We start from the raw sequence: 25,099 nt of genomic DNA, 5'->3' as shown, positions 1-25,099 counted from the left end.
AACGTGCGTTTGCCCCCGGTCGAACGGGAGGGCGCCCACGGCAGGCGACAGCTATGCCTGAGTCGGAGGCAGCACCGCAGCATTGTGCTGGCCGACGTCCGGCGCAGGCTGAGGATCGAGCCGCGCTCCGTCCACCTGCACAGGAGACTTCGGTGCCCAATGCGTCCCCGCCCCAGGCTGGTCCACCCTCCCGAACAGAGCCAGCTCCCGCAGCGCCGCACCTCCGTCCCGGCCGAGTTCGGCGAAGCTGCGGTACCGCTCCCACAGAATCCGGTGCCGCGTAAGCACTTCCGCCACCTCCTCGTACGACGTCTGCCCGAACCACCGCGCCAGCAGCGGTGTGATCACGTCCCGGTGCCGGTACCGGTCGGACTCGGTGGCGAACGAGATCCCCAGCGCCTCGCTCAATCCGGCGAAGGCGTCGGACAGGCCGGTCGCGGCGAGCATTTTCTGCCAATGCCGTTCGGTGAGCAGCACGATCATCACGCGGACACCGTCGGCGGTCTCGAAATCGTCGCCGTAGGTCCCGTAGATCTCGTTGCCGGACTTGGTCCGCGAATGGTCCGTCAGCTGCGCTTCGGCGAGATAGCCGAGATTCCCGGCGGTGGCGAGGGCGACGTCCTCCAGCGCGACCCGGATCGATCGGCCGCGGCCGGTGACTTGCCGGTGCCGTTCGGCGGCCAGCAGGCCCACCGCGAGATACAGCCCGGCGCAGACGTCCCAGGCGGGCAGCACGTGGTTGACCGGCTCGGATCCGGTGCCGGTGAGCAGCGGGAAGCCGGTCGCGGCCTGCACGGTGTAGTCGACCGCGGCACCGCCGTCGGCTCGGCCGTCCAAGAGGACGTGGATGAGGTCCGGCCGTTGCGCACTCAGTGCCTCGTACCCGAGATCGGCGTGCCGCGAAGTGTTCGTCACGACCACGCACGGTCCGCCGTCGAGAATCAGCGAGGCGACCCGGCGGCGGTCCATTTCGGACTCCAGATCGACGGCGACCGCGCGCTTTCCCTTGTTCAGCCCGGACCAGTACAGGCTGGTCCCGGAGTCGGACAACGGCCAGCGCGTGCGGTCGGCGGCTCCGCCGAGCGGTTCGACCCGTACGACGTCCGCGCCGAGCTGGGCGAGCGTGAGCCCGCACAGCGGCGTAGCGACGTAGGCGGACAGCTCGACGACCCGCAATCCCGCCAGCAGTGCGGGGTTCATGCGTCGTGCACCCGGGAGAAGTCCGGCTTGCGGCGTTCGCGGTGCGAGGCCAGGCCTTCGTGCACCTCGGGACCGCCGAAGCCGTAGAACTCCAGTGCCAGCGAGGAGTCGAAGATCGCGCCCGCGAGCTGTCGGTACCAGAGGTTGAGGCTCTGCTTGGTCCACCGGATCGCGGTGGGCGCGCCGCATGCCAGTTCGTGCGCGATCTCCCGCGCGGTCGGCAGCAGCTCGGCTTCGTCCTCGACGCACAGCGACACCAAGCCGATCCGCTCGGCTTCGGCGCCGTTGAGCGGACGGCAGGTCATCAGGTAGTACTTGGCTTTCGCCATCCCGCACAGCAGCGGCCAGCACACCGCCGCGTGGTCGCCCGCCGCGACGCCGAGCCGGGTGTGGCCGTCGATGATCTTGGCGTTGGCGGTGACGACGGAGACGTCCGCGAGCACTCCGGCGACGAGTCCGGCGCCGACGGCGGGGCCGTGGATCGCCGACACGATCGGCTTCGAACAGTCGATGACGTTGTAGACCAGATCGCGGGCCTCGCGCATGGTGCGGGAGCGCGCTTCGAAGTCGGTGGCGAGTTTTTCGACCAGGTCGAAGGATCCGCCGGCGGAGAAGCCCTTGCCTTCGCCGCGCAGCAGGACGGCTTTCACCGCCGGGTCACGGTCGAACTCGCGCCAGACGTCGGCGAGATCGGCGTGCGCGGCTTCGCTCACCGCGTTGAGATTCGGGGCGTCGAGGACGAGTTCGACGACGCCGTCCTCGTCCGGGCCGTCGACCCGCAGGTTCTCGAACTGTGCGTAGCGACTCATGCCGCTCCTTTCCTGCCGTCGCCGAGGAACAAGCCCTCGCGGTCGTATTTCCGCAACTGCTCGACGTCGTCCGCGGTCACCTCGGGCAGTTCGCTCAGGTCGTCCGCCACCGCGAGGTCCCAGCCGCAGCGCGACCGGACGTGCGCGATGCGGTCGCCGAGCGGCTCCGGCCCGGGCGCGATCGCGGTGAGCACCAGTTCGCCGTCGCGCGGGGTCAGGATGCCGAGGTCGCTGACGACCGCCCGGACCCGCGCGCCGGGGCTGGTGACGTAGCTGCAGCTTTCGATGAACCGTCGCGGGCTCATCGTCCCGACGACGTACGTCTCGTCGGCGCCGGTCACGACGTCGTTGCCGCCGCCCGAACCGACGAGGTACGGGCCGCCGTCGATCCGGGTGGTGTTGATGTTGCCGCGTCGGTCGATTTCCGCCGCTCCGACGCAGGCGATCGACTTCGTGGCCGGGCCGTTCATGAGCGTCCCGAGCGCTTGTTCGGTGTCGAGCAGCATCGATGACGACGGGAAGTTGGCGAAGCTGAAGATGAACGGGTCGCCGGGCGTCGGGGAGTAGTCCCACAGACCGAGTTCGGCCGCGAGCGCGACCTCGTGCCCGTCCGCCTTCGCCTGTTCGACGGCCACCCAGGCGGCGAGGTTCGCCAGCCCGGCGCCGGCCAGTACGCCGTCGGCTCGGGTTTCGGCGATCCGCGACCGGACGAGTGCGGCGAGCCAGGTCGCCGCGCGTTCCGGCCGGGTCACCGGTCCGGTGTGGTCGCCGCGGCCGGTGGGCGGGGTCGGCTGCCCGAGCGTGCGGGTCAGCCGATCCAGCCGCGCTTGACCGAGTTTCGCCAGGTAAGCGTCGTGGTCGAGGAGGATCCATTCGCGGATCCAGTCGTCGAAGTCCGCCGAACGGCTGGCTTCCCGGGCAGCGATCCAGAACTCGACGTCCTCGGCGTAACCGTCGACGGGCAACCGAGCGTTCTCGCTGCCGGGGAAGACCCCGCCGGGATGGGCGCCGAACGGGGCCTCGACCACGGCCAGCACGCGGTGCGCCGGAACACGGACGAACGAAGCCCACGGCCGCAGGTCGTCAACGACCTTCTCCACCGTCGCGAGGACTCCGCGCCGCGCGGCGAACGCGCCGATCGAGCCCTCGAACATCGGCGGCGCGATGGCCAGATTGCCTTGCCGGTCGGCGACCGCGGCGTGCACGATCGCGACGTCCGGGGTGATCGGCGCGACCAGACCGACGCGGCCGAACGGCGTGTCGACCTCCGCGTAACCAGGATTCCCGGCCATCGAAGAATCGCGCACCGAGCCGGTGACCACAGCGGGCACACCGGTCGCGGCGGCGCGCAACCCCTGGATATAGCTCAGGAACGACCAGTTCTCGACCTCGACCGAACCGTCCGCGTACGCCTGCTGGAACACCGGATTCGGCGTGAAGACGGGAAACGAGTCTCCCGAGTAGACAGTCACGACCTTCTCCACGCACCCGGAGCGGAACAGCACCGCGCCGAGCGACGACAGGCTCGCCATGATCAGCGTGAACCGCGACGGCCGATGCCAGTGCTGCCGCGCGATCTCCCGGACAAGCGCGCTCCAGCGGCTGTGCCCCAGGATGACGTGCAGCGCGTCGCCCTCGCGCACATGGCGCGAGACGGCTTCGTCCAGCTGGCAGAACTCGGTCATCAGGCCACAACCACCAAAGTTTCGGCGACACACGCCGGTTTCGCCGCGCCTTCGAGTTCCACCGTGTACCGCGTGGTCACGGTGACCCCGGCGGAACCGTCTTTCACCTCGGCGAACGACGCGCTCGCGCGCAGCCGGGACCCGACCGGGACCGGCGCCGGGAAACGGACCTTGCCCAGCCCGTAGTTGATCCGCGCGGATCCGAAATCGAGCCGGACCAGCTGCGCGCTGAAGTACGGGATGAGCGACAGCGTGAGGAACCCGTGCGCGATCGTCGCCCCGAACGGTCCGTTCGCGGCCCGCTCGGGATCGGTGTGGATCCACTGGCGGTCGCCGGTGGCCTCGGCGAACGCGTCGATCCGCGCCTGGTCGACGGCGAACCATGCGGTCGGCCCGCTCTCGTCGCCGATCGCGGCCCGCACCTCGTCCGCCGAGCCGAAGACGCGGGTCATGCCGTGACCCGCTCGAACACCGCGGCCAGGCCCTGCCCGCCGCCGATGCACATGGTCTCCAGCCCGTACCGGGCCTCGCGGCGCTGCATTTCCCGCGCCATCGTGGCGAGAATCCGGGTGCCAGTCGCGCCGACCGGGTGGCCCAGCGAGATCCCGGAACCGTGCACGTTGAGCCGGTCGAAGTCGGACTCGCCGAAGCCCCATTCACGGGTGCACGCCAGCGCCTGCGCGGCGAACGCCTCGTTGAGTTCGATCAGGTCGATGTCGGAGATCTTCAGACCGGCGCGTTCCAGCGCGAGCGCCGAAGCGGGCACCGGGCCGATGCCCATCACCTTCGGCTCGACCCCGGCGACGCCGTGCGAGACCAGCTGCACGAGCGGGCGCAGGCCCAGTTCGGCGGCGCGTTCGCGGGTGGTCACGACGCACACCGCGGCGGCGTCGTTCTGGCCGCTGGCGTTGCCCGCGGTGACCGTCGCCTCCGGATCCTGCTTGCCCAGCACCGGCCGCAGCTTGGCGAGCGTTTCGACGGTCGTGTCCGGGCGCGGGTGCTCGTCGGTGTCCACGACGACGGTGCCCTTCCGCGTCTCGACCGGCACCGGGATGATCTCCTCGGCGAACACCCCGGACTGCTGCGCGGCGACAGCCCGCTGGTGCGAGGCGGCGGCGAGCCGGTCCTGTTCCTCGCGGGTGATGCCGTACTGCCGCCGCAGGTTCTCCGCGGTCTCCAGCATCCCGCCGGGCACCGGGTAGTGCTTGCCGCCCGGCGTCTGGCGGCCGCGGGTGAGGGAATCGTGCAGGTGGACGCCCGCGCCGCTCGCGCCCCAGCGCAGGTCGTTGGCGTAGAAGACGGTGTTGGACATGCTTTCCGCGCCGCCCGCGACGATCAGGTCGCTCGCGCCCGCCTGCACCTGGAGCGCGGCGAGCAGCACCGACTGCAGTCCGGAGCCGCAGCGGCGGTCGACCTGCATGCCCGGCACGGTGACCGGCAGCCCGGCGTCGAGCGCGACGACGCGGCCGATCGCGGGGGCTTCGGCGCTGGGGTAGCAGTGGCCGAGGATGACGTCGTCGATCGCGTCGGCGGGCAGGCCGGTGCGCTCCAGCAGGCCTTTCAGCGCGATCGTGCCGAGGTCGGCGGCGGGCACGCTCTTGAGCGAACCGCCGAAGCGGCCGATCGGGGTGCGGACAGGTTCGCAGATGACGGCGTCACGCATGGGGAGTGCCTTCCTCGTGGTAATCGGCTTCGAGGCTGGTGCGCGGTCCGGGGTCCCCGACGAGGGTCAGGGTCGCGCCGCCGGGACGCGGTTCGGTGCGCAGGTGCGCGGGCTGGCCGCAGAACAGCGGGGCCAGGTTGCGGTGCGCCAGCCGGGTCACCCGGGCGCCGGGGGAGTCCAGGCGCAGCACCTCGGCCAGCGCCAGCGACATCAGCGGCCCGTGCACGACCAGGCCGGGATAGCCCTCGACCCGGGTCGCGTACGGCCAGTCGTAGTGGATGCGGTGCGCGTTCGCGGTGGCGGCGGAGAAGCGCATCAGCAGGGTGGGGTCGGTGGCGAAGTCCCAGCCGTCTTCGGTGCGGCGGAACGGGGCTCCCGCGAGCTCCGCAGGCTCCACGGGCGCTGCGTCGGACGTTGTCGCGCCCGCTTCGCGGTAGATGAGGTCCTGCCGTTCCTCGACGAGCGGCGAACCGTCCACCCCGGACAGCACGGTCCGCACCACGACGATCACCAGCTTCCCGGACCGGCCGGACTTCTCGGTCACCGAGTCCACAATGGACCGCCGGGTCACCGTCTCGCCGATCTTCGGGGCCCGGTGCACGGTCACCTCGCCGCCGGCGAACATCCGCCGCGGCAGGTCGACCGGCGGCAGAAACGTGCCGCGCGCCGGATGCCCGTCGGGGCCGAGCCCGGAGGAGACCGGCCAGCGGGGGAGCGCGACCCAGTGCCACAGCGGCGGCAGGTCGTCGCCCGGGCGCGGCGCGGGCAGCCCGTTGTCGAAGAGCGCGGCCAGCGCCGCGACCGGGGCCGGGTCGACCAGCTCCACGGTCGTGACCGCGTGCGGTTCCCAGCCGGTCACATGAACCGCCCGCCGGTCACCTCGAGCACCGTGCCGGTCATGTAGGAGGACAGGTCGGACGCGAGGAACAACGCCACCGAAGCGATTTCGCCGACCTCGCCCGCGCGGCGCATCGGGATCTCGGCCATCTTCTGGTCCCACGCCTTCTGCGGCATGGCCTCGGTCATCGCGGTGCGGATCAGGCCGGGCTGGATCGCGTTGACCCGGACGCCGTGGTGCGCCATCTCCTTCGCCGCGGCCTTGGTCAGCCCGACGATCCCCGCTTTCGCGGCGGAGTAGTTGGTCTGCCCGACCATGCCGACCTTGCCCGACAGCGACGACAGGTTCACGATCGCGCCGCTCTTGCGCTCGCGCATGATCGCGGCGGCCTTGCGGGTGCCGTTCCAGGTTCCCTTGAGGTGCACGGAAATGACCTGGTCGAACTCGTCCTCGGTCATCGTCCGCATCGTCGCGTCGCGGGTGATGCCTGCGTTGTTGACGAACACGTCGACCGGCGAGAACGACTCGGCGGCAGCTGCCAGCAGGGCGTCCACATCGGAGGACTTGGTCACGTCGCAGGCCACGCCGACCGCTTCCCCGTCCAGGCTGTCCGCGGCTTTCGCGGCCGCGTCGCCGTCGATGTCGCCGAGCACCACGCGGGCGCCCTGGGCGACGAACAACTGGGCGATGGCGAGTCCGATGCCTTGCGCGCCGCCGGTGACGACAGCGGTCCGGCCGTTGAGCAGAGTCATGGGATTCCCTCAGATCTTGTTGCGCGCCACGAGCTGCGCGGCGATGACGTTGCGCTGGATTTCGTTGGTGCCCTCGCCGACGATCATCAGCGGCGCGTCGCGGAAGTAGCGTTCGACGTCGTACTCCCGGGAGTAGCCGTAGCCGCCGTGGACGCGGATGGCGTCGAGCGCGACCTGCATCGCGGTTTCCGACGCGAACAGCTTGGCCATCCCGGCTTCCATGTCCGCGCGTTCGCCCGCATCGAGCTTCTCCGCGGCGTCCACGGTGAGCAGCCGGGCGGCGCGCATCTTCGTGGCCATGTCGGCGAGCAGGTTCCCGACCGACTGGTGTTTCCAGATCGGCTTGCCGAAGGACTCGCGTTCCTGGGCGTAGCGGACGGCGTCGTTCAACGCGGCCTGCCCGACGCCCAGCGCGCGCGACGCGACCTGGATCCGGCCGACTTCCAGCCCGCGCATCATGTGCGACCAGCCCTGGTTCGGCGTGCCGCCGAGAACCGCGTCCGCGGGCACCTGCTGGCCGTCGAAGACGAGTTCGCAGGCTTCGACGCCGCGGTAGCCGAGTTTGGGCAGCTTCTTGGAGATGGTGAGGCCGTCGCCGGGTTCGACGAGCAGGACGCTCATGCCGCGGTGCGCGGGTTTCGCGTCGCGGTCGGTGACGCACAGCAGGCCGATGAGGCCGGAGTGCGCGGCGTTGGAGATCCAGGTTTTCGAGCCGGTGATCGTGTAGCCCTCGTCGCCCGGCACGGCCTGGGTGCGCATCGCCTGGAGGTCGCTGCCGCCGCCGGGTTCGGTCAGCGCCATCGTCGCGCGGATCCGCCCCTCGGCCATGGCTGGCAGGTACTTCTCGCGCTGCTCCGGGGTGCCGAAGGTCTTGATCAGATAAGTGATGACCGAGTGCCCGCCGATCGCGCCCGCCAGGCTCATCCAGCCGCGCGCGAGTTCTTCGGTGACGCGGGCGAAACAGGCGGTGCTGACGTCGACGCCGCCGTATTCGGCCGGGACGAGCAGCCCGAAGAAGCCGAGTTTCTTCATCTCGTCGATGAACTCGGCGGGGTAGATGTCGTCGGCTTCGAATTCGCGGACCCGGGGCCGGACCCGTTCGTCCACGAACTCCGCGACCAGAGCGACCATCTGCTGTTCGTCGTCGGTGAGCGTCATCGCCCGTTCCCTTCTCGTGCCTGCCGGAGGACGCGCTGGGCGCGCTCCAGCACCGGCTTGTCGACCATCTGCCCGTTCACCGCGACCGCGCCGTCCGCGCCGGCGTCGAGGATCGACTGCGCCCAGCGGACTTCCTCGCGCGTCGGACGCAGCGCCGCGGCGGCGACGGGCACCTGTTTCGGGTGCACGCACAGCTTTCCGGCGAAGCCGAGCCGCCGTGCGTAATGGACTTCGTCGGTGAGGTGCAGCTCGTTGTCCAGGTCCGCGGTGACGCCGTCGATCGGCCCGGGCAGTCCCGCCGCGGCGGAGGCGAGCACGAGCGCGCCCCGCGCGGCGACGAACGCGTCCCGGTCCGCCGGATCGGCCCCCAGCTCCGCGGCGAGGTCGAAGCTGCCGAACGCGAGACGCTGCACATTCGGCACGGTGGCGGTCTCCCGTGCGTCCAGCACGCCGCGCGCGGTTTCGACCAGCGCGATCACCACCGGCAGGACGCCGAGCTGCTCGGCCGCGGCACGCGTCGTCGCGGGCTCGGCCTTCGGCAGCATCACCGTGCACCGGCGCCGCCTGAGCACGGCGAGGTCTTCGTCGTGCCAGGCGGTGCCGGCGGCGTTTACCCGCACCGCGCACTCGGGGTTCTCCTCGAGCCACGCGACGGCTTGTTCCCGCGCGTACACCTTGCGCTCCGGCGCGACGGCGTCCTCCAGATCGAGCACGACCAGGCTCGGCCCGGCCGCCATCGCCTTGCCGAACCGCTCCGGCCGGTCGCCCGGGACGAACAGGAGGGTTGTCGCTTCCCGCGCCCGCGTGGCCGCGCGGCTGGTCATTTCTGTGCCTTCTTCGCCTGCCGGACCAGGCCGCCGCCGATGATGAGGCGCTGGATTTCGCTGGTGCCTTCGTAAAGCCGCAACAGCCGGATGTCGCGGTAGATCCGCTCGACCGGCACGTCGCGCATGTACCCGGTGCCGCCGTGGATCTGCACCGCGAGGTCGGCGACCTTGCCCGCCATCTCCGTGCAGTACAGCTTCGCGGCCGACGGCCCGATCCGCCGGTCCTCACCGGACACGTAGCGCGCCGCGGTCTCCCGCACCAGCGCGCGGCCGGCCATCACGCCGGTCTGCTGATCCGCCAGCATTGCTTGCACCAGCTGGAAATCGCCGATCGGCTGACCGCCCTGCGTCGCCGAAGCGGCGTATGCGACGGACTCGTCCAGCGCCCGCTGCGCGGAACCGACGGCGAGCGCGGCGATGTGCACGCGACCCCGCGCGAGGGAGGTCATCGCGGCGCGATACCCGTCGTCTTCGTTGCCGCCGACGAGCGCGGAAGCAGGCACTCGGACGTTGGAGAAGGTGACATCCGCGGTCCAGGCGCCTTCCTGGCCCATCTTCTTGTCCTTGGGCCCGACTTCCAGGCCCGGCGTGTCCGCGGGCACGAGGAACACCGCGATGCCCGGCCCGGAGTCGTCCGCGGGACGGGTGCGCGCGAAGACGACGAACAGGTCCGCGATCGGCGCGTTGGTGATGAACCGCTTCTGCCCGTCGATCACCCAGTCGTCGCCGTCGCGCACCGCTTTGGTGCGCAGCCCGGCGGGATTGGACCCGGCGCCGGGCTCGGTCAGCGCGAACGACGCGACGACCTCGCCCGAGGCGATGCGCTCCAGCCACTGGCTCTTCTGCTCGTCGGTGCCGAAGCCGACCAGCACCTGTCCGGCGATGCCGTTGTTGGTGCCGAACATCGACCGGAGCGCGAGCGACGTGTAGCCGAACTCCATCGCCAGCTCGACGTCCTGGGTCAGGTCGAGCCCGAGCCCGCCCCATTCCTGGGGGATCGCGTAGCCGAACAGGCCCATCTCGGCGGCCTGCCCGCGCAGGTCGTCGGGGATGGCGTTGCCGTCCATGATCTCCTGCTCGCGCGGGACGACCTTCGCCCGGACGAAGTCGCGCACCAGCTCCAGGATGGGCCGGAAGTCCTCGGGGGTAACCGCTGCTGCCATGCCTCCCACTATGACCCAGACCGCCTCGCTGGAAAATACTTTATCAGAAATCATCGAATGGCTCACACTCCCGGGCGACGCTCGGCCCGCATGGTTCTCCAGGTCAACGGCGGTTTCTTCGCTTGACGGGCGCTTCGGGCGCGAGTGACAGAGCCTCCCGAGCGTGCCCCGGTCGTGTAATACTTGATCCGATACAGCCGCGCATGAGGAGGGAGAAGGTAGTGGCGATGCCCGAGACCGCGAGTGCCGGACCGCGCCGCACCGGCCCGGCGAACCTCAAGGCGATGGCCGCGCAGGAAATCCGGCGGCGGGTCTTCTCCGGGCAGCTGCGCGCCGGGGCGAAGATCGACCAGGAGGCGCTGGCCGACGAACTCGGCATCAGCAAACTCCCGGTCCGCGAAGCGTTGATCACGCTCGACCACGAGGGCGTGGTGGAGCACATCGCCCGCCGGGGCGCGTTCGTCGCCCGGATGACGCGCGACGACATCCGGGACCATTTCCGCGTGTTCGGCGTCGTGTCCGGATTGGCCGCGGAGCGCGCGGCGAAGAACCTCTCCCCGGAAAGCCTCCAGGCGCTGCACGATCTCGCGGACCGGATGGAGTCCGCAGTGGACAGTGGCGAGCAGGAACGGCTGAACTACGAGTTCCACCGGCGAATCAATTACGCCGCCGATTCGCGCCGTCTCCTGTCGCTCTTGGGAATCCTCGTCAAAACCGTCTCGCACGGGTTTTACGAGGCACACGAGGACTGGCCGGTCAAGGCCCGGGACGACCACCGGCTGATCCTGGACGCACTGTCCGCCCGCTCGGCCGGCCGGGCGCGCACCCTGGTGGAGAAGCACCTCGCCGACGCGGGCGAGCGAGCGGTGGCGTTGCTGGAAAAACAGGGATTCTGGGACCACTGACCCGTTGCGCGAATTAATGTTTTATGGCTCCACCGGGTACCCGTTACGGTCGAATTCATGGAGCGGAACTTTCAGTCGGCCGGAGAACTCGCGGCCGCCATGCGGGCAGGCGAAACAACCTCGGCGGAGCTGACCGACGAGGCGATCGCCCGCATCGAGCGGGAAGACAAGGCACTCAACGCGATCTGCACACCGGACTTCGACCGTGCCCGCATCGCCGCGCAAGAGGCCGACCGGGCGCGTGCCCGCGGCGAAGACCGGCCGCTGCTCGGAATCCCGGTGACTGTCAAGGAGTGCTACAACGTCGCCGGGCTGCCCACGACCTGGGGCATGCCGCAGCACCGGGACTTCATGCCCGCCGAAGACGCGGTCCAGGTGTCGCGGCTCAAGAACGCCGGCGCGGTCATCCTCGGCAAAACCAACGTCCCCTTAGGACTTCAGGGCTTGCAGAGCTCCAACCCGGTCTACGGCACTACCAACAACCCTTGGGACCACGACCGCACCCCGGGCGGCTCCTCCGGCGGATCGTCAGCGGCCCTGGCAGCGGGCTTCGGCGCCCTGTCCATCGGCTCCGACATCGGCGGTTCGCTGCGCACCCCCGCGCATTTCTGCGGTGTCTACGGGCACAAGCCGTCCCTCGGCCTGGTGGCCAACCGCGGCATGGTCCTGCCGAACGAGCTGCCCTTGCCGCTCGACCTGGATCTCGCTGTCGTCGGGCCGATGGCGCGCACCGCCCGCGACCTGGCAATGCTGCTCGACGTCATGGCCGGGCCGGACCCGCTGACCTACGGCGTCGCGCACGACCTGGCCCTGCCGCCCGCCCGCCACGAGCAGCTGAGCGACTTCCGCGTCCTGATCCTCGACGAGCACCCCTTCATCCCGACCGGAACCGCGGTGCGGGCCGGAGTGAACCGGGTAGCCGATGCACTCGCCGACGCCGGCGCCCGGGTCGAACGACACAGCCCGCTGCTGCCCGACCTGGCCGAAGCCGCGACCCTCTACACCCAGCTGCTGTTCTCCGGCTCCGTCGCGCGCTTCCCGGTCGACGCCTACGAGGAGCTGCAGACTCGTGCCGCCGCCTTGAGCGCAACCGACCAAAGCCTGGACGCGGCGCGCCTGCGCGGCCTGGTGCTCAGCCACCGCGACTGGCTCGGGGTGAACCACCGCCGCGAACTGCACCGGCACGGCTGGCGACAGTTCTTCGCCGAGTTCGACGCGGTGGTCTGCCCGGTGACGCCGACGCCCGCGTTCCCGCACGACCACAACCCCGACCTGCTGGCCTGCCGGATCGACATCGACGGCGTCGAGTACCCGTTCTTCGACCAGCTGGTCTGGGCCGGGGTGGCGACCATGCCGGGCCTGCCCGCCACGGCGATGCCCGCGGGCTTCTCGCCGGAGGGCCTGCCGGTAGGGGTGCAGGTCGTCGGCCCGATGTTCGAGGACCGGACCCCGCTGCGGCTGGCTGAGCTGCTGGAGGAGCGGATCGGCGGGTTCCGGGTGCCGAACTGATGGAGCGGCAGCGGTTTCTGAGCATCCACAGTGGATAGCCGGGCTGCTCAGCCCTGCCCGGTGCCGACGGCGGTGAGCGGGCGGTCATTCTCCTCCTTGACCGCCCGCAGGTGGCTCCAGGACTCGATCGCGCGCACGCCGGGCAGCTCCCGCAGGCGTTCGAGCGTGTCCAGCACCTCGTCCGGGGACTGCGCCTGAATGCTGCCGATTCCGTTGCACCATCCCACTCCGGTCGCGAAACAGTCGATGTTCTCGAACTCCGCGATCCGGCGGGCGACCGGTTCGGTGTCGCCGGTCGCGTGGACCGCGAAACCGATGGTGTGGGTGCGCGTCGAGCGGCTGAGCCGCACCAACGCTCCGATGTGGACGACGCCGGACTCGAGCAGCCGGAGCACCCTGGCCCGCGCGGCTCCCGGGGAAAGCCCGGTCGCTTTCGCCAGTTCGGCGAACGACGCGCGCCCGTCGTCGCGCAGCTGCGCGAGCAGCAGGTGATCGACGTCGTCCAGCTCGAGGTCCGCGAGCGGCCCGGGGCTTTCCAGCGGTCCCGGCGGGAAATAGGGGTCCTTCCAGACCCGCAGGTACGTGATCGTCTGCACCGCCCGGACGCCGGGGACGGCCTGCACCCGGGCCAGCCCGGCCGCGAAGGACTCCAGGTCGGCGGCGCGCAGTTCGGCCGTCACCGCGAACCGGCCCGCGGTCGTGGTGACGAACGAGGTTTCGCCGAGTGCCGCGATCCGTTCGGCGACCGGGCGGGCGGCTCCCTCGGTCTCGACGATCACGTGCCCGAGCTGATGGAGCCCGAACACCGCCGGATGGATCGCGCCGATCAGCCGGAGTCCGCCCTCTTCGATCAGCCGCTGCACCCGCGCCTTGGTGGTGGAGCGGGCGAGCCCGACCAGCCGGGCCAGCGTCTCGAACGACGCGCGCCCGTCCTGTTGCAGCGCGCGGACGAGCAGCTCATCGACGTCGTCGGGGTTTCCTGGCACGGGGAAGAACCTAGCTGATTCCCCCTCGGTCGGCGAATCTTCTCCCTGGGAGGCATGTCGGAAGACGAAACGGCGTAACTATCGGCGTTCGCTCGCCGAATCGGCTATTGATTGCCGCATTCGGCAGATGTACCGTCTGCTCCCATCGGAGCGGCGGTCGACGCGGAAGGTGCGGTGGGCATGGGGAAGGAACGGGCGTTCTTCGGTCAGCCCCGCGGCTTGGTGGGGCTGTTCTTCGCCGAGGCGTGGGAGCGGTTCTCCTACTACGGCATGCGCGCGCTGCTGCTCTACTACATGACCGACCGGCTGTCCGACGGCGGCCTCGGCCTGCGGCCGGAGAGCGCGAAGCCGCTGATCGCGGTCTACGGGTCGGCGATTTACCTGGCGGCGATCCTGGGCGGCTGGATCAGCGACCGGCTGCTCGGCGACCGCCGGACCACCCTCGTCGGCGGGTTCCTGATCATGTGCGGGCACATTTGCCTGGCCGTCCCGGCGGGCGCCGGCGCGCTGTTCGCTTCGATGGTCTTCATCGCCGTCGGAACGGGCCTGCTGAAACCGGCGATTTCCTCGTCGGTCGGCGATCTCTACGCGGCCGGCGATCCGCGGCGCGACTCCGGGTTCAGCATCTATTACATGGGCATCAGCGTCGGCGCGGTGGCCGCTCCGCTGGTCGTCGGCACGGTGGGCCAGGATTACGACTACCACGCCGGTTTCGGGATCGCCGCGGTCGGCATGGCGGCCGGTCTCGTGGTTTATCTCCGGTCGCAGCGGCGCCTCAACCCGGTGAGCAACAGTCCGAAGAACCCGTTGCGGCTGGCCGAGGTCCCGCGGTCGCGGCTCGTCGCGGTCGTCGCCGGAATCGCTGTGCTGGCCGTGCTGGCGGCGGTGACGGTCAGCACCGGAGTCCTCGACGCCGACAGTGCCGTCAACCTCATCAGCGTGCTGGCGATCGCGCTTCCCGTCGGCTACTTCACGGTCATGCTGCGCAGTTCGCGCACCACCGCGGCCGAACGCGCCCGGGTCCGCGCCTACATTCCGATGTTCATCGCGGCGGTCGCGTTCTGGTGCATTCAGGAACAGGGCGCGACGGTGATCGCGCAGTACGCGGGCGAAAGCACCGACCTCGACGCGTTCGGGTTCGCGATCCCGGCGTCGTGGTTCCAGTCGGTCGGCTCGCTGGTGCTGATCGTGCTGACTCCGCTGTTCGCGATGCTGTGGCTGCGGCTGGACCGCTCGCCCCGCTCACCGTCGACCGCGCACAAATTCGCCGCGGGACTGGCGATCGCCGGCCTGTCGTACCTGCTGATGGTGGTGCCCGCGGCGCATCCGGGGCAGACGAACCCGTTGTGGCTGGCCGGGAGCCTGGCCGTGGTCACCGTCGGCGAAATGTGCCTCTCGCCGATCGGGCTGTCCGCGACGACGAAGCTGGCGCCCGCGGCGTTCGCGACGCAGACGATGGGGTTGTGGCTGTCGTCGAACGCGGCCGGGCAGGGCATCGGCGCCCAGCTGGTGAAGTTCTACGACGCCCGTTCGGCGGCAGGCTACTTCGGTGCGCTCGGCGCCGGCGCGGTCGTGCTGGCTCTGCTGCTGTTCGCGCTGGCTCCGCTCATCCGAAAGCAAGCAGCGAGAAGGGGGACCACGATGGACCGGGACCAGGCGGCCGTGAACGGAGCGGGCCGGTGAAGCGCACAGTTTTCCGCGGCGGAACTCTCTTCGACGCGACGTCCCGGTGCGCGGATTCAGCGGACGTGGCGGTCGAAAACGGCCGGATCGTCGACGTCGGGACCGGCCTCGACGGCGACGAGGAGGTCGACTGCACCGGCAGGGGAGTGCTGCCCGGCCTGATCGACTGCCACGTGCACCTCACGATGACGAGTTCGGATCTCTTCGAGAGCGTGCAACAGCCGTTTTCGCTCCAGTTCTACGAAGGCGCGCGGAACATGGCCCGCACGCTGGCCGCGGGCGTGACCACCGTCCGGGACGCGGCGGGCGCCGACCTCGGGATGCGCGTGGCGCAGGAGCGCGGCCTGATCGCCGGGCCCCGCATGCAGATCTCGCTGAACATGCTGAGCCAGACGGGCGGGCACGGCGACCCGTGGTGGCCCTCGACCAGCGTGGTGGACCTGCTGCCGCCGCACCCGGGCCGCCCGCCCGTGGTGGTGGACGGCCCGGAAGAGATCCGGCGCAAAGTCCGGGAGCTGGTCCGCGCCGGAGCCGACGTCATCAAAGCCGCTACCAGCGGAGGCGTCGTGTCCGGCGGCGCCGGGCCGAAGATCGCGCACTTCCGGGACGACGAGATCGCCATGATGGTCACCGAGGCCGCGGCGGCGGGACTGCACGTCATGGCCCACGCTCACGGCGACGGCGCGAAGGCGGCCGTCCGCAACGGGGTCCGCTCCATCGAACACGGCCATTTCCTGGACGACGAAACACTCGAGATGATGGCCGTGCGCGGCACTTGGCTGGTCCCGACCCTCAGCGCCGGAGTCGGTCTGCGGCAAGCGGTCGAAGCCGGGGCAGCGGGCTATCCCGACCACATCGTCGAGAAGATCAAGGAACGCACCGAAGGCAGCGTCCGGCGCGCGGTCGAGGCGGGCGTCCCGATCGCGATGGGCACCGACGCGCCGCTGTACCCGCACGGGGAGAACCTGCTGGAACTGGAACTCCTGGTCGAACAGGGCATGCGCCCGGCCGACGCACTGCACGCCGCGACACTGTCCGCGGCGAACCTGATGGGCCTCGGTTCCTCGCTGGGTTCGCTGACTCCCGGCAAGCGCGCGGATCTCGTCGTCGTCGACGGCGATCCGCTCGACGTGCGGGATCTGGGCAAACGGATCCTCGCGGTGTACCAGGACGGACGGCTGGTGCACGCGGTCGACCGCGGGTAGCCCGGGGCTGGTCGCTGACCAGGCCGATTGACACGCCGGTCCATCATTCATACATTATCTCGAAAGTTGTATGAATGACGAGCGGAGCTGGTTCGGATGAAGCTCGGCAAGACCGCTGTCGTCCTCGGCGGAAGCGTCGCGGGCCTGTGCGCCGCCGGGGCGCTGTCCCCGTATTTCGATCAGGTGCTCGTGCTGGAGCGGGACGAGCTGCCGGAGAGCGCCGAACACCGGCGCGGGGTGCCGCAGAGCAAGCACCCGCATTTCCTGCTGAACTCGGGCCGCCGGGCGATCACCGCGCTCTTCCCCGGTTTCGAGGACGACCTCGTCGCGGCGGGCGGGCTGCACCTGATGCCGTCGATGGACGCCGCCTACCTGGACCGGGAGGGCTGGTCGGCGCGCAAACGCAGTGCGATGACGATGGTCTACAGCTCGCGCGTCCTCATCGAGCGCGTGCTGCGGGACAAGGTCCGCCAACTGTCCAATGTGGACATCTGGGAGCACGTGGCGGTGCGCGGCCTTGGCACAGCGCCCGGGGCGGTCACCGGCGTCGACATCGCCCGGCCCGGGGGAGAGGAGCATCTCGACGCCGACTTCGTCGTGGACGCGATGGGCCGCGGCTCGCCCGTCGCGAACTGGCTGGCGGCGGCGGGCTGGCCGGAGCCCGAGGTGCGGACCCTCGACGCCAAGGTCACCTACACCTCGCGCTGGTACGAACTGCCGCCGCCCGAGAGCCGTCCGGCGTCCTGGTGGTGGCGGCACCTGGTGCTGATGCCGACCCAGGACCGCGGCGGGCATCCCGCGGAGCACGAGTTCCTGGTGAACTTCTTCCCGATCGAGGGCGACCGGGTCATCGCCTGCATGGGTTCGTGGGGACTGGAGATGCCGCGGACGGCCGACGCCTTCGTCGAATCGGCGCGCAGGACGCGGACGCCGTTGTTCGCCGCGGCGATGGACCGGTGCACGCCGTCCTCGGAGGTGCATCTGACGCGGTCCACCGGCAACCGGTGGCGGCGCTACGACCGCTGGACGAGCCCGCCGCGAGGCCTGGCGTTCGTCGGCGACTCGATCTGCGCGTTCAATCCGTTCTACGCACAGGGCATCAGTTCCGCGTCGGGTTCGGCGCTGCTGCTGCGCGAGCATCTGGCCCGCGCGACCAATCTCGACGCGAGCTTCTGCGCGCGATTCCTTGCGGCGCAACGCGACCTTCTCAAGGTGCCGTGGACTCTGGCGATGGCCCGCGACCGCGGTTACGAGTGCGCGGAGGGCACCGAACGGCTGCCCGGGTGGCAACGACGCCTCCTCGCGGCCGTCTCCGCCCCGGCGTTCAGCCTTGTCGTCGGCGCCGCCCGGGAGGACGACGTCGTCGACGAGCATTTCGCGAAGGTCTTCAATCTCGACGAGTCGCTGGGCGAGATGATGCGCACCCCGCGCGTGCTCGCCGGGCTGGTCCGCTACTGCGTCCGCTCCATGCTGGGCAGGCACCGGGTGCCCTTCGGCTTCGATCCCCAGGCCGAGCCGCCGACCACCGACTACTCGCCGGCCGCGGTCGCGGGATGAGCGCCGGTTGCGGGCCGGAGGCGGAGGAAGTCGTCCGGCGGCTCGGTTTCGACTGCCACGACGTCAGCCCGGTGGTTTCGGTCCGGGCGCCGTGGGACCTGGCGCACTGGACGATGCCGCTGCTGGAGATGCTGATCGTCGGCGGAGCCGTGTTCGCGCTCTGGCACGCCGTGCGCCGCTATCGCGCGGGCGATCCGGTCAACCTGGCGCTGTGGTGGGCTTCGCTGGTGTATCTCGTCGTCACCGAACCGCCGCTGTACTTCCCCGAATGGTTCGGCCTCGACCGGCTGTACGGATTCATCTTCGCGCACAACCGGTTCACCGTGCAGTTCATGGGGGACCGGCTGCCGCTTTACATCGTGGCGTTCTATCCGGTGATCAGCCAGCTCGCCTACGAACTGGTGCGGTCGCTGGGGGTCTTCCGCCGCCGCGGTCCGCTGACCGGCTCCGTCGCCGTCGCGTTCGCCTGCCAGGTCTTCTACGAGGTCTTCGACCAGGTGGGCCCGCAACTGAAATGGTGGGCCTGGAACCCGGCCAACCGCATCGTCAACCAGCCGGCACTCGCCGCGGTTCCGATGACCAGCATGCTGCTGTTCGCTTCGGTTTCGATGGCAGCGATGACCTACCTCGTGGTGCGCTTCACCGGAGGCCCGGCCGGAGACGGACGGCCGCGCCGCGGCTGGCGGCTGGTTCCGCGCATCCTCGCGGCGGGCGTCCTCACCCCGTTCACCATGGCGGTCGCCGGACTCCCGGCGAGTCTGTTCGGCGGCGACCATCCCAACCAGGTCGCGCAAGCCTGGGTGCTCGGCGCGGAACTGGGCCTCGTCTGGGTGGCCGGCGCGTGGATCGTCGTGGCACAGCTGCGCTCCGGCGAGCGCGGCGCGGGCGAACCGCAGTCGGCGTTCGCCCGGTACTACCCCGCGATCTACCTGGGCGGGATGGCAGTGTTCTGGATCGGCGCGCTGCCCGGCTATTTCGGAGCCCGGGACGGCATCACCAGTGACGGTTCCCCGATCGGGAGCGGACCGTACGCACTCGCGTGCTTCCTCGCCGCCGGTTCGCTGCTGGCCGCCGCTCGCCCCGCCCGTCAGTGACCTGCGGTCTCGTCTGGAACGATGGGCGACATGGGGTACCACGGATGGCAGGGCGACCCGCCCGGCGCCGAAGACGAGGCACGCCGCCGCATCGTGCAGGCGGCGATAGCGTGCATCGACCGCGCCGGGCTGGCCAAGACCAACCTCTCCCACATCGCCGCCGAAGCCGGAGTGACCCGGCAGACCGTCTACCGCTACTTTCCCGGCCTGGCCGAAATCCTGCGCGCCGTCGCCCACGCGGGCGCCGAGGAGTTCGCCGAACGGATGCGGCGGCACCTGTCCGCGTTCGACAGCCCGGTCGAGATCGCCGTCGAGTCCGTCGTGTTCGCCGTCCGCAGCCTGCCCGACGAGCCCTACCTAGGTTTGCTGCTGCAGGCCGGGGAAGCCGACTATTTCACCGCCGGGACCGCCACGCCGCCGTCCTTCTCCCTAGGCGCGCGAATCCTGCGCGACACGGAGGCCGACTGGTCCGCCGCCGCCGGCGTGCACACCGACGCCGAACTCCAGCAACTCGCCGAGATCCTGATGCGGCTGTTCATGTCGTTCCTGCAATACCCGTCGACACCGCCGGCGACCGACGACGAACTGCGAGGCCTGGTGCGCCGCTGGATCGGCCCGGCACTGCGCGGCTGACGCCCGGCGCCGTGGTGAACGTGGCGCTCGCTCAGGACCAGGTGACCGGAAGCTCGTGCACCCCATAGATATTCATGTTGGTCCGCAACGGCACCTCCCCAGCCGGAACCGCGAGCCGCAGGTCCGGGAAACGGCGGAACAGCCCCTCGAACCCCACGCGCATCTCGATGCGAGCCAGTTGCTGTCCCAAGCACTGGTGGACACCATGGCCGAACGCCACCTGCCCGCGGACCTTGCGGTGCAGGTCGATCGTGTCGGGGTCCTCGAAATGCTTCGGGTCGCGGTTGGCGGCGAGCAGCGAGACGACCACAGTCGAGCCAGCCGGAATCGTCTCGCCGCCGACCTCGATGTCCTCCGTGGCGTAGCGGTAGAAGATGTCAGCCACCGACAGGTAGCGCATCAGCTCTTCCACCGCGTTGCCGAACAGTGTCGGGTCGGCGCGCAGTTCCGCCAGCTGCGTCGGGTGATCGAGCAGCGCGAACGCGCCCAGCGACAGCATGTTCGCGGTGGTCTCGTGCCCGGCCAGCAACAGCAGGAACGCCATGCCGGTCAGTTCTTCGATGCTGAGGTCCTCGTCGCGGGCGAGGTCGGACAGGATGTCTTCGCCCGGCTCGGCGCGCTTGTCCGTGCACAGCTGGCCGAGGTAGCCCATCATCGCGCCGAACGCGGCCATCTTGTCTTCGAGGTTGACGTCGCGCTCCATGAACTTCGACGAGTTCGCCTGGAAGGTTTCGCGGTCGGCGTAGGGAACGCCGAGCAGTTCGCAGATCACCAGCGACGGCACGGGAAGCGCGAACTCCCGCACGAGATCGATCGGCGGCGCGAGCTGCGCGACCGCGTCCAGTTGCTGTTCGGTGATCGCGATGATCCCGTCTTCGAGCTGCTTCATCCGCTTGACCGTGAACGCGCCGGTGAGCTTGCGCCGCAACCGGGTGTGGTCGGGGGCGTCCATGCTGATGAACAGCCCGGGGATCTGCGGCGACGGTTCGGTGGCGACCGGCATGCCCGGCGTCTCGTACGGCACGTGGACCACGCCGAGGTCGAGGCGGTTGCTGAACCGGGCGTCGGACATGACCTGCCGGACCGCCTCGTATCCGGTGATCAGCCAGCCCTCGTGGCCGTCGGGGAAGAGCATCGGGCTGACCGGGCGGGTCTCGCGCAGCGCGGTGATCGCCGACGGCGGGTCGAACGGGCGTGCGTCGCGGTCCATCGGCAGGCCGTTGACCGGGGAAACCTGCTGGTTCATCGGGAAATCCTCTCGTGGTGGCTTGATGTCACCACGATCTCCGAGCGCCCAGACACCGAGCCGTCACGGCGCTGACACGGGATCAGGCCCGCGTCAGCGGCTCCGTGACCAGGTCGGTCCACACACCCGCAGAGCCTTCCCGGGCGGCCCGGTCGAACGCCGCGTCGCCGAGGTGGTTGCGCGCCTCCTGCTCGATCCGCGGCACGTCCGGGTTCGACAGGTCTTTCCGGCCGAGCACCTGTGCGCTCGCGGCCAGCAGCCGTGCGGCGTGCTCGTACTGCGCGCGCCGCAATGCCAGGTCGGCGACCCCGACGACCGCCTGCGCGATCTCCGGCGCGCGTCCGGTCTCCGCCGCCGCGTCGCAGGCAGCGGCACGGTGTTCGCGCGCCTCCTCGAGATCGGTCGCGAACCACGCGTGCAAGTCGTGGGCCGCGGCGCGCAGATGTGGTTGCTGCGCTTCGTCGCCGAGCAGGCTCATCGCGTGGCCGAACTGGTCGAAAGCGTCCTGCGCGTTGCCGTTCCACCGCGCCAGTTCCGCCCGGACGAGGGCGAGCGACGCCAGCGTCCCGGGCCACGTGACGCCTTCCGCGAGTCTTTCCGCCTCGGCGACCGCGGCGGCGCAAGCGTCCTTGTCTCCCGCGAGCCAGTGCAGCCGCGCCTGCCGCATGCGGAGCTGGACGACGTCGTCGAGGGCGTCCAGTTCGGCGACGACGGCGATCGCCTGGTCGAAATGCTCGCTCGCCTCGCCGAATTCGCCGCGCATGGCGAGGCAGCCGGCCAGTTCGGTCTGCGCGAACGAGATGCCGAACCGTTCGCCGAGGACCCGGAACTCGACCAGCGATTCGTCGAACCAGGATTCGCAGTCCTGGCCGAGCATCATCCGCAGTTTCCCGATGTGCAGCCGGGACAACGCGCGCACCCACGGGTCCTCGTCGTCCAGCAGCGACTCCCACGCCGGCAGCAGCGCGTCCGTGTCGCGCAGCATCATTTCCAGCGGCACCACCAGCCGCAGGGCCGCGTGCAGGTGCCGGCCGTGTTTGCCGAACTCGTACGCCTTGTGGATCCACTGCGCGGCTTCCGGCATATCGCCGGGGCCGGACGTGGCGAACATCGAGGTCAGCGCGTACACGATGGCTCTGGTCCCGTCGGGGACCTCGCCGGGAATCGCGATCGCGGCGGCGATCAGTTCCATGCCCTCGGCCTTGCGGCCCACGAGCCACCAGTACCAGCCGCAGGCTGCGGCGAGCCGCATCGCGGAGTGCGCGTCACCGGCGGCGAGCGCGCCGCGCATGGCCGAGACGAGATTGTCGTGCTCTGCCTTGAGAACGGTGAGCCATTCCAGCTGCTCGCCGCGCCGCAGCCGGGGTTCCGCGGTTTCGGCCAGTTCGGTGAAGTACGCGAGATGCGCTTGCCGGGCGAGCTCGGTCTCCCCGGCCTCGGCGAGGCGTGCGGTGCTGTACTCCTTGATCGTGCCGAGCATCCGGTACCGCGGCGCGCCTTCGCCGAACGCGACGAGCAACGACTTGTCGCTGAGCGCGGCGAGCAGGTCCAGCACCTCGTACTCGTCGACCAGTTCTCCCGCGCAGACCCGTTCCGCCGCCTCGAGGCTCGCGCCGCCGGCGAACACCGACAGCCTGCGCAGCACGAGCCGTTCGCCGTCGCTGAGCAGTTCCCAGCTCCAGTCGACCATCGCGCGCAGCGTCCGGTGCCGGGGCAGCGCGGTGCGGCTGCCGCCGGTCAGCAGCCGGAACCGGTCGTCGAGGCGGTCCGCGAGCTGCTCGGCGGACATCGTGCGGAGCCGGACCGCGGCCAGTTCGATCGCGAGCGGCATCCCGTCGAGCGCGGTGCAGATGCGGGCCAGCGTCCGGTCGTCGGCGAGGTCCTGGTTCCGCGTCGTCGCCCGGTCGCGCAGCAGTTGGACGGCCTCGGCGCGGGCGAGCGGTTCGACCGGCCACAACGCCTCGCCGGTGATCCCCAGCGGTTCCCGGCTCGTCGCGAGGATCCGCAGTCCGCGGCATTCGCCGAGCAGTCGGTGCGCGAGCGCGGCGGCGGACTCGATGACGTGTTCGCAGTTGTCCAGCACCAGCAACGTTTCGCGGTCGCGGATCGCGGAGACCAGTCGGTCCACCGGGTCCGCGGAGGACGCTTCCCCGAGCAGCGCGTCGCGGAGGCCGAGCCCGGACAGCGTTGCCTGCGCGACGTCGTCCCCGCTCCCGACCGCGGCCAGTTCGACCAGCCACGCGCCGTGGTGCAGGCCGGAGACCAGCGTGCGGGCGGTTTCCGTGGCCAGCCGGGTCTTTCCCGAGCCGCCAGGCCCGGTCAAGGTGGTGAGCCGATGCCGCGAAACCAGGTCGCGGACCGCGGCTACATCGGCTTCTTTCCCGATGTAGCTGGTGAATTCGGCGCGCAGGTTGGTCTTGCGGCTCTCCTCGCGCCGTCCGACCTCGCCGCGCAGCAACGCGACGTGCAGCGCGGACAGTTCGGGCGACGGGTCGGTGCCCAGTTCGTCGGCCAGCGTTTCCCTGATCCGCTGGAACGCTTGCAACGCCTCGGTGTTGCGGCCCGCGGCGGCGAGCGCGCGCATCAGCGCGGCGACGAGCCTTTCCCGCACCGGGTGCGCGGCCACCAGGTCGGTCAGCTCCGGGACGAGATCCGCGCCGCCGCCGAGATCGAACTCGGCTTCGAACCGGTCCTCCATGGCCGTCAGCCGCAGTGATTCCAGCCGCGTGGCCGCCGCGTCGAACGCGTCGCTGTCCTGCAATCCGACGTCCTGCATCGCCGGACCGCGCCACAACTCCAGCGCCTCGCGCAGCCGCCCAGGCCCGTGGTCGCGGGCCTGGGCGACGAGCCGCTCGAAGCGCACCGCGTCGACCGCGTCGGCGTCGATCGCCAGCCGGTACCCGTCGGTCAGTCCTTCGACCACGGCGCCCGGGAGCGCCTTGCGCAGCCGGGAAACCAGGCGTTGCAAGGCGTTCGCGGCGTCGGCGGGCGGCTGCTCGCCCCAGATCCAGTCGATCAGCGACGCCTTCGGCACGACCTGGCCCGGCCGGAGCGCGAGGGCGACGAGCAGCCCGCGCAACCGGGCGCCCGGCACCTCGGCCGTCGTGCCGTCGCGGACCTCGAACGGACCCAGGATCTTGATCTGCACCCGTCCGATCCTGCCATCCGATCGGGTGGTCAGGCAGCTGAATAGACGACGATGTCGTCGAGCCGGGTGCGGGCGTGGACCTTGAGCGTGCCGCGCGGGCTCTCCGGCGTGCCGAGGGTGTTGCGCACGGCGCCCTTCGTGCTCTTCGCGTCCACGTCGGCGGCGGTGCCCGCGCTGACGCCGACCTCGATCCCGCCGGCCGCGTTCGACAGCTCCACCTGACCGCGCGTGACCCGCCCGATCCGGATCGGGCAGTCGGCCGCCTTGGCGACGACGCTCCCGTCCGCGGTGCCGATGTCGAAACTCCCGTTCGACCCGCCGAGGTCCACATCGGACCGCGCGTGGCCGATCCAGACCTTGCCACTCGTGCCCTGGTACCGGATCTCGCCGTCGACCTCGCGCAGCCGCAGGCCCGCCGCGCTGCCCTCGATGACCGCGTCGCCGCCGACGTGCCCGACCGCGAGCCCGCCCGCGCCGAGGTTCCCGCGCAACGCGGCGACCCGGTCGAGTTGCACCTGACCCGAGCCGATGTTGACCTCGCAGTCGCCGAGCGTGCCGTCCGCCTGCACCTCGGTCCAAGCCGTGTTGAGCACGAGCTTGGACCCAGCGGGCAGTTCGATCGCGATATCGACGGAACCGGTCTGACGTCCGGACTTGGTGGTCTTGACGGCGAGCACGCCGTCGGCGAACTCGACCTTGGTCTTCTCCGCGACCTTCACGTCGGTCGAGTTCGCCGCGTCGACCGGCTGCACCCGCACGACGGTCTCGGCGCGCTCGCCCGCGGTGATCCGGACGCGAGCACCCGCGGTGGTCAGCGCGGCGGTGATGGGGTTGGGGGTGGTGAACGTGGACATTTCCGGTCTCCCTGGCTGGTTCAGCGGTTCGTTGTGACCACATTCGCCTGCTGGGCGGACACGCTGCTGTCACGGCTCAGACGCCGGGGAGGCGGCCGTGTCAGGCGCGGTGTCAGCGCGGGCCGGATCGGTGCTCGGGCAACATCGGGACTTCGTTCGGGCAGGGACTCGCGGTGCCGCGGGC

General features: G+C 70.4%; 21 protein-coding genes. 7 read left to right on the top strand and 14 right to left on the bottom strand.

The features are described 5' to 3' along the window. Positions 1-51: 51 nt before the first annotated feature. The 10 genes from PUT80_RS02825 to PUT80_RS02780 are packed head-to-tail and all read right to left on the bottom strand — an operon-like array spanning position 52 to position 10,095. Positions 52-1,200: a CoA transferase gene (locus tag PUT80_RS02825; RefSeq protein WP_275290991.1), complete on the bottom strand. Its 1,149-nt coding sequence runs from the start codon at positions 1,198-1,200 to the stop codon at positions 52-54. After that, positions 1,197-2,009, bottom strand: coding sequence for an enoyl-CoA hydratase/isomerase family protein (locus PUT80_RS02820; RefSeq protein ID WP_037806292.1), 813 nt, complete (start codon positions 2,007-2,009; stop codon positions 1,197-1,199). Before PUT80_RS02820 ends, PUT80_RS02825 begins: the two co-directional genes overlap by 4 nt. Beyond that, positions 2,006-3,694, bottom strand: coding sequence for a CoA-transferase (locus tag PUT80_RS02815; protein ID WP_275290990.1), 1,689 nt, complete (start codon positions 3,692-3,694; stop codon positions 2,006-2,008). Before PUT80_RS02815 ends, PUT80_RS02820 begins: the two co-directional genes overlap by 4 nt. Next, complete coding sequence (locus tag PUT80_RS02810; RefSeq protein WP_275290989.1) at positions 3,694-4,146, bottom strand: MaoC family dehydratase; 453 nt, start codon at positions 4,144-4,146, stop codon at positions 3,694-3,696. Before PUT80_RS02810 ends, PUT80_RS02815 begins: the two co-directional genes overlap by 1 nt. Further along, entirely contained in the window at positions 4,143-5,357 is a 1,215-nt protein-coding gene (locus PUT80_RS02805; RefSeq protein ID WP_275290988.1) for an acetyl-CoA C-acetyltransferase, read from the bottom strand. Before PUT80_RS02805 ends, PUT80_RS02810 begins: the two co-directional genes overlap by 4 nt. Beyond that, a complete protein-coding gene (locus tag PUT80_RS02800) occupies positions 5,350-6,216 on the bottom strand; it encodes a MaoC family dehydratase N-terminal domain-containing protein (protein WP_275290987.1) in 867 nt (288 codons plus the stop codon). The genes PUT80_RS02805 and PUT80_RS02800 overlap by 8 nt, the downstream gene beginning before the upstream one ends. Then, positions 6,213-6,947, bottom strand: coding sequence for a 3-oxoacyl-ACP reductase FabG (gene fabG / locus PUT80_RS02795; RefSeq protein ID WP_134662822.1), 735 nt, complete (start codon positions 6,945-6,947; stop codon positions 6,213-6,215). Before fabG ends, PUT80_RS02800 begins: the two co-directional genes overlap by 4 nt. A gap of 9 nt (positions 6,948-6,956) precedes the next feature. Next, positions 6,957-8,105, bottom strand: coding sequence for an acyl-CoA dehydrogenase family protein (locus tag PUT80_RS02790; RefSeq protein WP_134662821.1), 1,149 nt, complete (start codon positions 8,103-8,105; stop codon positions 6,957-6,959). Continuing rightward, entirely contained in the window at positions 8,102-8,929 is an 828-nt protein-coding gene (locus tag PUT80_RS02785) for a CoA ester lyase (RefSeq protein WP_037806285.1), read from the bottom strand. Before PUT80_RS02785 ends, PUT80_RS02790 begins: the two co-directional genes overlap by 4 nt. After that, entirely contained in the window at positions 8,926-10,095 is a 1,170-nt protein-coding gene (locus PUT80_RS02780) for an acyl-CoA dehydrogenase family protein (RefSeq protein ID WP_037806283.1), read from the bottom strand. Before PUT80_RS02780 ends, PUT80_RS02785 begins: the two co-directional genes overlap by 4 nt. Before the next feature lie 227 nt (positions 10,096-10,322). On the opposite strand from PUT80_RS02780, the gene PUT80_RS02775 reads away from it, so the two are divergent. Next, entirely contained in the window at positions 10,323-11,000 is a 678-nt protein-coding gene (locus PUT80_RS02775) for a GntR family transcriptional regulator (RefSeq protein ID WP_275290986.1), read from the top strand. 57 nt (positions 11,001-11,057) lie between these two features. Further along, positions 11,058-12,509, top strand: coding sequence for an amidase (locus tag PUT80_RS02770; RefSeq protein ID WP_275290985.1), 1,452 nt, complete (start codon positions 11,058-11,060; stop codon positions 12,507-12,509). A gap of 47 nt (positions 12,510-12,556) precedes the next feature. Here the strand turns inward: PUT80_RS02770 and PUT80_RS02765 are convergent, their stop codons facing one another. Next, positions 12,557-13,495: an Lrp/AsnC family transcriptional regulator gene (locus PUT80_RS02765; protein ID WP_275290984.1), complete on the bottom strand. Its 939-nt coding sequence runs from the start codon at positions 13,493-13,495 to the stop codon at positions 12,557-12,559. Between the two features lie 180 nt (positions 13,496-13,675). Between PUT80_RS02765 and PUT80_RS02760 the strand changes: the two genes are divergently transcribed. The 5 genes from PUT80_RS02760 (at position 13,676) to PUT80_RS02740 (ending at position 19,667) form a co-directional block, all read left to right on the top strand. Then, positions 13,676-15,178 carry a peptide MFS transporter gene (locus tag PUT80_RS02760; protein ID WP_275290983.1) on the top strand — a complete coding sequence of 501 codons (1,503 nt, stop codon included), beginning with the start codon at positions 13,676-13,678 and terminating at the stop codon, positions 15,176-15,178. Then, positions 15,175-16,383, top strand: a complete 1,209-nt coding sequence (locus PUT80_RS02755; RefSeq protein ID WP_275290982.1) for an amidohydrolase family protein — start codon at positions 15,175-15,177, stop codon at positions 16,381-16,383. Before PUT80_RS02760 ends, PUT80_RS02755 begins: the two co-directional genes overlap by 4 nt. Positions 16,384-16,479: 96 nt before the next feature. Then, positions 16,480-17,940 carry a hypothetical protein gene (locus PUT80_RS02750; RefSeq protein ID WP_275290981.1) on the top strand — a complete coding sequence of 487 codons (1,461 nt, stop codon included), beginning with the start codon at positions 16,480-16,482 and terminating at the stop codon, positions 17,938-17,940. Beyond that, positions 17,937-19,034 carry a hypothetical protein gene (locus PUT80_RS02745; protein ID WP_275290980.1) on the top strand — a complete coding sequence of 366 codons (1,098 nt, stop codon included), beginning with the start codon at positions 17,937-17,939 and terminating at the stop codon, positions 19,032-19,034. The genes PUT80_RS02750 and PUT80_RS02745 overlap by 4 nt, the downstream gene beginning before the upstream one ends. 30 nt (positions 19,035-19,064) lie before the next feature. Next, positions 19,065-19,667, top strand: coding sequence for a TetR/AcrR family transcriptional regulator (locus PUT80_RS02740; RefSeq protein ID WP_275290979.1), 603 nt, complete (start codon positions 19,065-19,067; stop codon positions 19,665-19,667). A gap of 31 nt (positions 19,668-19,698) precedes the next feature. Here the strand turns inward: PUT80_RS02740 and PUT80_RS02735 are convergent, their stop codons facing one another. From PUT80_RS02735 to PUT80_RS02725, 3 genes are all read right to left on the bottom strand, one after another. Beyond that, on the bottom strand, positions 19,699-20,913 hold the full coding sequence (locus PUT80_RS02735) for a cytochrome P450 (RefSeq protein WP_275290978.1): 1,215 nt from the start codon (positions 20,911-20,913) through the stop codon (positions 19,699-19,701). A gap of 82 nt (positions 20,914-20,995) precedes the next feature. Next, positions 20,996-24,061 carry a BTAD domain-containing putative transcriptional regulator gene (locus PUT80_RS02730; RefSeq protein WP_275290977.1) on the bottom strand — a complete coding sequence of 1,022 codons (3,066 nt, stop codon included), beginning with the start codon at positions 24,059-24,061 and terminating at the stop codon, positions 20,996-20,998. Between the two features lie 29 nt (positions 24,062-24,090). Next, a complete protein-coding gene (locus tag PUT80_RS02725; protein ID WP_275290976.1) occupies positions 24,091-24,915 on the bottom strand; it encodes a hypothetical protein in 825 nt (274 codons plus the stop codon). Between the last annotated feature and the right edge of the window lie 184 nt (positions 24,916-25,099).

It is taken from the genome of Amycolatopsis sp. La24, assembly GCF_029087445.1.
In the GTDB taxonomy this organism is placed as follows: domain Bacteria; phylum Actinomycetota; class Actinomycetes; order Mycobacteriales; family Pseudonocardiaceae; genus Amycolatopsis; species Amycolatopsis nivea.
Note: the sequence above shows the minus strand (reverse complement) of the source record. Positions and strands in the feature narration are given on the sequence as shown.